An 8044-nucleotide genomic window follows, 5' to 3' on the forward strand; every position below is an offset into this window, starting at 1 on the left:
ATCTCAGTCGGAGATTGTACTCCCACTGAGAAAGACTTGTTATTACTCACCACTTACAAAAGTGGGAGTCTTCTCGACTGAGATAAATCTGTGTATGTATCAATATTACTGCCATTAACAGGCAATCTAAATTATAATAAAGTTCCTGCTAAATTGCAAGGAAAAAAGCACCGCCGGTCGGCAGACCGGCGGTATCATTACTTATTCATTATTTATTGTTCAAAAATATTTGTTTTTTTAATGTTTTAATCTTCCCATGGACGGATACGGTAAACAGCACCAATTTCCTCACAGATTTTTCTGCACTGCGCTTCTTCTTCTTTTGTGATCGTAGTCTCTACCGTTGTCATGACAACTTTAGGTACATGTCTGGTACACTTCTTTGTAAAATCTATCATTGCATCAAAGGACTGATCTCCGAATTTGCTGCGCACAAGTTCGTGATAACGCTCTGCATTCGGTGTATTGAGACTGATGGATACCGTATCGATCAGGCCTTCAAATTCCGGTGTGATATCACGGTTCCAGATCAGATTTCCCATTCCATTCGTATTGATACGCACTGGTTTTGAGAATGTCTCTTTGACATAAGCTGCCACTTTCAGCAATACAGGCAATGCCTCTGTCGGCTCACCGAATCCACAAAATACAACTTCTTCAAACTCATTCATATCAAACTTTGCGAATTCCGCAATAACTTCCTCGGCAGAAGGCTCACGCTCCAGCCAGAGACTGTGAGATTCGCCTACATGATCCATAGTCTGACGCAGGCAGAACGTACAGGCACACGGACATTTATTGGTCAGGTTCACGTATAATCCATGATGTACTTTGTATAAAATTTCCATTTTTCATTCCTTCTTTCTATTTATAATCCACTTATAATCCACTCTTTTTTATATCAGTATAATGATACGTTTTGCTTCACTTACTTTCGATGACTTCGCTTATCGGATATCCTATCAAGATTGTTCTGTGCTTTATCGCGCCAGCGTTCCCAGATGATCCTCAAAACAGACACCATCTGTCAGTGGGATATTCCTCTCGATGGAACTTAAAATGCATTTTTTGATAAAGTTGGAAGCTTTCTTTACAGATTCTTCAAAAGCAACCCCGTTCACGGCATCTGCTGCCAGAATTGACGCAAAAATATCACCGGTGCCAGATCTCGAAGTGCCAATCTTATGGGTACGCATCACCTTGCACCCCTGTCCTTTTTCGTAACAGAGATTTGCCACAAAGCTGTGCTGTGGAATACCGGTAACTACGACCTTTTCCGGTCCCATCTGACTTAACGTTTCCGCCATTTTCTCAATCTCTGCCACACGCCAGTGTTCCCTGTACGGCGTATCGGTCAGAATACAGGCTTCTGTCAGATTCGGCGTCAGAATATCCGCATACTGGACCAGTTTCTTCATCTCCAGACACATCTCCATCGTGTAAGTCGGATAAAGTTTGCCGTAATCTCCCATTACCGGATCAATAAGTACGATTGTCTTTTTCCCACCATCCTCATTTTTTCCAAACTCCCGCAAAAATTCGCTGACGATACTGATCTGTTCCACCGATCCCAAGAATCCGGTGCAGATCCCGTCAAAATGCAGCCCTAACTTACGCCATTCTGCAATATAAGGCTTCATACGGTCAGTATAATCCTCAAAAAAATAACTGTCGAATCCCGTGTGATTAGAAAAAATCGAAGTCGGTACCGGACAGCATTGTATTTTCATTGCCGAGATGATCGGAAGCGCAACTGCAATAGAACAGCGCCCAAATCCGGAAAAATCATTTACCACAGCAATTTTTTTCTGATTGTTATGTGATTCTGTCATAAATCCTGATTTATCTCCATATTATTCTGCAAAATAATTTTTTATAAAGTAACAAAAAAACTGACCTTTTTCAAGAGCCAGTTTTTACTGTTGCATACATACCAGTTTTATATTGATTACCGTTCATTTAGCCTTGTGCATCCACATATCTCCCTATGCAAGCATGATTGATATCTGAATACCTATAATAAACGAACTGTACCTTATAACTTTGAAATCATGCTGATCACACCGGCACTTGCCAGCGTCATGATCATACCTGCAACTGCATTTCCACACATTACACACAGGATTGTAACCTGTGGCTTCATATTCAATACACCGGCAATAATGCTTCCGGTCCATGTTCCGGTTCCCGGAATTGGTACTGCCACGTATGCAAAAATTGCCAGCGGACCATACTTGTGGATCTTATCCTTATTTTTCAAAACCATTTTATCGATCCAGCCGATAAATTGTTTCAGAAATCCATGCTTTTTGCATTCCACATAAAACCAATGTGTAAAAAATGCCAGAAAACATACGACAAAAAAACTGCCAGATAATGCCATCAGATATGCCTGCCACGGAGCAAGCTGTAACGCCATCCCAAAAGGAATTGCCCCTTTTACTTCCACCGCCGGTATCATTGACACCAAAAATGTATAAATTAACTTTGAGAAAACCATCTGCTCCTCCTCCTGATCGAATCTTGTACTACTTTTATAATAGTTGTACCAAGTTTTTCTTCCTATGTAAATAGGTTTCAGAAATTCTTAAAATTTATTCAAAAATCAGCAAGAATATCCACGAAAAAACTCATATCATAGTTCAAAATTCATCAGATGGTCGTCGCTCTTTTGTTCTTTTTGCGCTTCATGCTGCGTTTTAACAGACCACGCCAGCTTGGTGGATACAAAAGGATCAATACCGGGAACAATTCCAGTCTTCCGGCCAGCATATCAAAAATATAAACATATTTGCTGAATGTAGATACCCAGCCAAAATTACAGGTCGGTCCAAATTTTCCAAGTCCCGGTCCGATGTTGTTAAAGGTACCCAGAACAGACGAAAACGCACTCTCAATGTCCATGCCGTTGATACAGATCAAAAATACAGACAGAACAACCAACAGAATATATGCGGTAAAATACACATTAATACCGCGAATGGCTTCCTCATCTACTGTTTTTCCATCCATCTTGATCTTTTTTACACTCTTCGGGAACAGATAGGAATTCAATTCTCTCAGTGCTGATTTGACGGACAGAAGAAAACGACTGACCTTCATTCCGCCACCAGTACTTCCCGCGCAGGCTCCGATCATCATCAAAAACAGCAATACATAGCGCGACAGGGATGGCCACTGGTCAAAATCCACCGTCATAAATCCGGTAGTCGTTATAATAGAGCCCACCTGGAATGACGTATTTCGCAGGTTTTCCAGAATATTGTCAGCCCATCCATAGGTATTTGTCATAATGATCAGAATGGCAGCTCCGATAATGCCAAAGTACCACCATACCTCATCCATATGGCGAAGCTGTTTCCAGTTACGCAAAAGGATCAGATAAAAGGCATTAAAATTCACACCAAATAAAATCATAAATACCGTAACCACCCACTGAATATACGGTGAGCAGCTTGCCAGACTGTCATTCCGAATGCCGAAGCCTCCGGTTCCCGCCGTAGAAAATGCCGTTGTCAGCGATTCAAACACAGACATATTTCCACAAAGCAGTAAAATAAACAAAATTACCGTCAATCCCATATAAATGACATACAAAATACGGGCCGTGTGCATCATACGCGGCACCAGTTTTCCCACAGACGGTCCCGGACTCTCCGCACGAAGCAGATTCATATTGGAACCACTGGTCATCTGGATGACTGCCAGCAAAAATACAAGTACGCCCATACCGCCAATCCAATGCGTAAAACTACGCCAGAACAGCATGCAATAAGACAATGCTTCCACATCACTTAAAATCGTAGATCCTGTGGTGGTAAAACCGGATACCGTCTCAAATAAAGCATCCGTAAAGGAAGGGATCTCCCCGCTTAAGAAAAACGGCAGACATCCCACTACGCTCATGATCATCCAGCTCAGCGCTGTTGCAATACAGCCTTCCCGCATATAAAATACATTGCTTTCCGGTTTTCTGTGTGTGATCAACGTTCCCAACGCAAGACTGCAGGCAGCAACTACTACGAACCAGATTCCATTATGTTCCCGGTAAATGATGGCTACCAGAATCGGGATAAGCATAAACAGCCCTTCCAGCTTCAAAATCCAGCCTAAAATATAGGCAATCATTGATTTATTCATCTATGCCCCCTCCATCTACCGTAAAATATCCTCAATATCATGAAAACCGGTATTTGTCGTAACAATAATCACCGTATCTCCGCCCTGAATCACGTCATTACCATCCGGGATCAGGACTTTTCCACGGTGATTGATACATGCCACCAGAAGGTTTGATTTCAGTTTCAGATCTGCCAGTGGAACATTTACCACCGGAGACTGATCCCCGACAACAAACTCAATTGCTTCTACACGTTCATCAAACAGATGAATCATTGTTTCTATATTATTATTCATTGTTGCGGTCTTTGATCGTACAAAAGCAATGATCGCTTCTGAAGTAATATACTTCGGGTATACCACACTGCCCAGATCCAGCTGGTCAATGACACCTGTATAGGTGATACGATTGATTTTTGTAACAACCTTTGCATCGGAAACTTCTTTTGCATACAAGGTCAGCATAATATTTTCTTCATCGATTCCGGTCAGCGGAACCAAAGACTCTGTCGTCGTGATTCCAATCTCATTTAACAGTTCTTCACTGGTGCCGTCACCATTTACCACGATTGCCTGTGGAAGCAAGATACTCAGTTCCTCACAGCGTTCCTTTTTATTTTCAACGATCTGCACCGAAATACCAAGTTCGATCAGACGTTTTCCCAGATAATATGCCGCACGTCCACCGCCAACGATGATACAGCTTTTTACCTGATGAGTATGGAAACCGTTTCTTTTCAGGAATTTTCTTCCATCCCGCACTGGCGCAATAAAACTGATGACATCACCGGCTGCCAGTTCAAAATTACCACCCGGGATATAGACTTCTCCGCTTCGCTCTACCGCACAGATCAGTACCGCTCCGGAAAGTTCTGAACCAAGATCCGCGATCCGTTTTCCGGTCAGCACGTTTCCTTCCGGAAGTTTGATACGAACCATTTCCACATGTCCTCTGGCAAAAGGCGCCACATCCAACGCTGTCGGCATATATAAAATACGTGAGATCGCATTTGCTGCCTCCTGCTCCGGATTGATCATCATTGCCAGTCCTAATTTTTCCTTCAGGTACGTTTTTTCTTCACTGTAATCCGGCGTACGCACTCTGGCGATAACATCACAGTTTCCGGATCGCTTTGCTACCAGACAGCAAAGCAGATTCAGCTCATCGGAATCTGTCACCGCGATCAGGATGTCCGTGTGCTCAATTCCCGCTTCTTTTAATACGGTAAAACTTGCGCCATTTCCAACGACACCAAATACATCATACATATTTGTAACACTCTGCAGACGCGCCGCACTCTTGTCCACAACTGAAATGTCATGTCCTTCTTTGCTCAGACGCTCTACCAGTGTCTTACCAACTTTTCCACACCCAACAATCATAATGCTCAGTCCACCAGTCAGCGGACTGCTCTTTTTACCCTTTTGAAACATAATGCTCCCTCTGTATCACTTTGTATTCAAGAATATCCTCTGTATTCCTGCTGTAAGATGCACCTCATTCAAAAAATCTATATCTATTTTGTACATCTTAGCAAACCTATACTCATTATTTTTGCCATGCTCAAACAGTTATACTATATATCCCCATAAAAAGCAAGATAAACACTTCATTTTTCTGCATACTTCCAGATAAAATGCAAAAAAAAGAACAGCCTGTCGATCTGCTGTTCTTTCAAGAGAAGGTATTTTTTACTATGGGGGTAGCAAAAAACTTATAATGTATTGGGGGTTTTTACAGTTATTATAATAGCAAACTCATCGGTGTAAGTGTGCACAAACTTATATTTTTATTTCAAATGTTTTTGTACAATCCGCACATTACTTTTTTGTAACTATTTTCTTTTTTGCCTGTATTTTATACATGTTTGATAGGAAATCCTTCTTTTGTATCTATTTCTACTTATTTTTACCTGGTTTTAGAATCATAGTTCAAATCACAATACATTGAGTGCATACAAGGCAACGGAATTATATAATATTCTCTCAGGCTTTCGTTTTCTCTGCTTTTGCCAGAATAAACACTGTCGCTATAATAAAAGCAAATCCAATGAGATCCATTGCTTTGAATACTGTTTTCAGAAAAACCGCGGAGCAAATAGTTGCAACCAAAGGTTCCACACAGCCAAGCATATTTCCCCGTGCAGGTCCTACCATATTAGTTCCTTTCAGGAACATGGTAAATGCCAGAACAGTTCCCACCAGAACGATCACCACCGTGATCAATGCGGTGATCAGGTCAAACTGTACAGAAATCTTCCACACACGCATCAGAATGAAAAATGCGATTCCGCCGGATAACATTCCGATTCCAACTGGAAGAATGCTGCCCCACTCTGACAGTAATTTTTGCGGTATTAATATGTAGAGAGCCGCCGCCAACGCTGCCAGCATGCCCCAAAGCAATCCTTCCTTCGATATATATAAGGACGTAAAACTTCCATGAGTTGCCACCAGAAACGTTCCAAGCAGGCAGGATATAATTGCTATATTTTCCCGCAATACCGGTAATTTTCGATTTTTCACACATACAACCAGCAGCACGATAATTGCAGACAGATACTGCAATACGGTAGCCGTGCCGGCATTTGTCTTGGAAATGGCAGTCAGATATGCAAACTGTGTAAACATAAGTCCACATACACCAAATATAATACAATGGATCAACGCCTTTGGTGTATGCAAAAACTCCTGCAATTTTTTCCGCTCTCTACATGCAAGAAAAATACACAGAATGATTCCGGCACCAAGCAGTCGCATATCTGTCAGAACTCTGGTGTCCATCCCACGATAGGTACACAAATATTCGCCGCAGGTTCCGGAAATGCCCCAGCACGCACCACCAATGATCGTACATAAGACACCTTTCATATACTGATTCATTCTTACTTCTCCTCTTCCTGTCCCAGACGAACTACCATATATTCATGATGTACCGCCGGTAAGAATTTTTCAAACACATCCTTTGTGCGAAGTTTTAAACTGGAAGTATTGATGCATGGATGGCAGCCAAGAAACTCTCCCTGTAATACATCTTCATCCACTAACAGCTGTACCTGATTGTCTGTATCGTTCATCAATCCCATAATACTTACGGAACCCGGAGTGATATCCAGATACTCCTCCATATATTCTTCCGGTGCAAAAGAAAGTCTGGCGCTGTGGATCTGTGCCGATAATTCTTTTGTTTTGAATGGTTTGTCCCCTGGCATCATCAACATATAAAACTTTGTCTTCTGGCGATTGCACAAAAACAGATTTTTGCAAATCAGTACATCTAAAATCCGGTCAATTTCATTACAATCTTCCATTGTTCCCGCTGCTTCATGATCTGTTCTCCAATAGGTAATCCCTAGTTGATCCAGTAAATCATAAACTCGTACTTCTTTTTCCAGGCGACCTTCTGTATCCAAAGGTCTTCCTTCTGATAATTCCATTTTTTATTCCTCTTTATTTTTTATTTATAATTTTAACATGATTCTTTTATAATTAATTCTTCTTCTTTTATAATTTTGACATATTTTGCTCATATTTATTGTATATTATAATACTTGTCAAAAGGAAATCTACTTTATTTTTGATAAACATTTTCATAACTCAATCTCCCTATGTGAAGGACAGCAGTCGAAAGGCTGCTGTTTTTCTGTTTATCCTATAAAATTTCTTTTTGCATCTTCATATCTGATATCAATCACGTACTTTCTACTTGTTTCAAATTCACATTACGATAAAAAATCAAAGGGGACGCTCCCGAAAAGGAACATCCCCTTTGATTTATTTATATTACATACCTTCAAAACTTCATACAGAATCCGAATCATTTCAACCTTTTGGTCAAGCCCTCAAACGATTAGTAACAGTCAGCTCCATGTGTTGCCACACTTCCACCTCTGCCCTATCTACCTCGTACTCTTCAAGGGTTTTT

At 41.1% G+C, this 8044-nt stretch carries 7 protein-coding genes and 1 rRNA gene; all 8 read right to left on the reverse strand.

Going from position 1 to position 8044, the window contains the following annotated elements; all coding sequences use genetic code 11:
- Positions 1-245: 245 nt before the first annotated feature.
- Positions 246-848, reverse strand: a complete 603-nt coding sequence (locus LG34_RS06690; protein WP_109215407.1) for a TIGR04100 family radical SAM protein — start codon at positions 846-848, stop codon at positions 246-248.
- A gap of 132 nt (positions 849-980) precedes the next feature.
- On the reverse strand, positions 981-1832 hold the full coding sequence (locus LG34_RS06695) for a pyridoxamine kinase (protein ID WP_109215408.1): 852 nt from the start codon (positions 1830-1832) through the stop codon (positions 981-983).
- A gap of 203 nt (positions 1833-2035) precedes the next feature.
- The gene (locus LG34_RS06700) at positions 2036-2500 is read right to left on the reverse strand and encodes a COG2426 family protein (protein ID WP_109215409.1); all 465 of its coding nucleotides are present in this window, start codon (positions 2498-2500) and stop codon (positions 2036-2038) included.
- Between the two features lie 152 nt (positions 2501-2652).
- Complete coding sequence (locus tag LG34_RS06705) at positions 2653-4140, reverse strand: TrkH family potassium uptake protein (protein WP_109215410.1); 1488 nt, start codon at positions 4138-4140, stop codon at positions 2653-2655.
- 15 nt (positions 4141-4155) lie between these two features.
- Positions 4156-5553, reverse strand: coding sequence for a Trk system potassium transporter TrkA (gene trkA, locus LG34_RS06710; protein WP_109215411.1), 1398 nt, complete (start codon positions 5551-5553; stop codon positions 4156-4158).
- A 552-nt stretch (positions 5554-6105) separates the two neighbouring features.
- Entirely contained in the window at positions 6106-7002 is an 897-nt protein-coding gene (locus tag LG34_RS06715; protein WP_109215412.1) for a DMT family transporter, read from the reverse strand.
- Positions 7003-7004: 2 nt separating this feature from the next.
- Complete coding sequence (locus LG34_RS06720) at positions 7005-7556, reverse strand: prolyl-tRNA synthetase associated domain-containing protein (protein WP_109215413.1); 552 nt, start codon at positions 7554-7556, stop codon at positions 7005-7007.
- A gap of 393 nt (positions 7557-7949) precedes the next feature.
- Positions 7950-8044 (reverse strand): 23S ribosomal RNA (locus LG34_RS06725); the annotation flags it as partial.

This window comes from Eubacterium ramulus (genome assembly GCF_003122485.1).
Lineage (GTDB): Bacteria > Bacillota > Clostridia > Lachnospirales > Lachnospiraceae > Eubacterium_I > Eubacterium_I ramulus_A.

Bases quoted from the DNA above. Each gene is read 5' to 3' on its own strand.
- LG34_RS06720 (WP_109215413.1), bottom strand. From the start codon at position 7,556: ATGGAATTATCAGAAGGAAGACCTTTGGATACAGAAGGTCGCCTGGAA.
- LG34_RS06700 (WP_109215409.1), bottom strand. From the start codon at position 2,500: ATGGTTTTCTCAAAGTTAATTTATACATTTTTGGTGTCAATGATACCG.
- LG34_RS06690 (WP_109215407.1), bottom strand. From the start codon at position 848: ATGGAAATTTTATACAAAGTACATCATGGATTATACGTGAACCTGACC.
- LG34_RS06715 (WP_109215412.1), bottom strand. From the start codon at position 7,002: ATGAATCAGTATATGAAAGGTGTCTTATGTACGATCATTGGTGGTGCG.
- trkA (WP_109215411.1), bottom strand. From the start codon at position 5,553: ATGTTTCAAAAGGGTAAAAAGAGCAGTCCGCTGACTGGTGGACTGAGC.
- LG34_RS06695 (WP_109215408.1), bottom strand. From the start codon at position 1,832: ATGACAGAATCACATAACAATCAGAAAAAAATTGCTGTGGTAAATGAT.
- LG34_RS06705 (WP_109215410.1), bottom strand. From the start codon at position 4,140: ATGAATAAATCAATGATTGCCTATATTTTAGGCTGGATTTTGAAGCTG.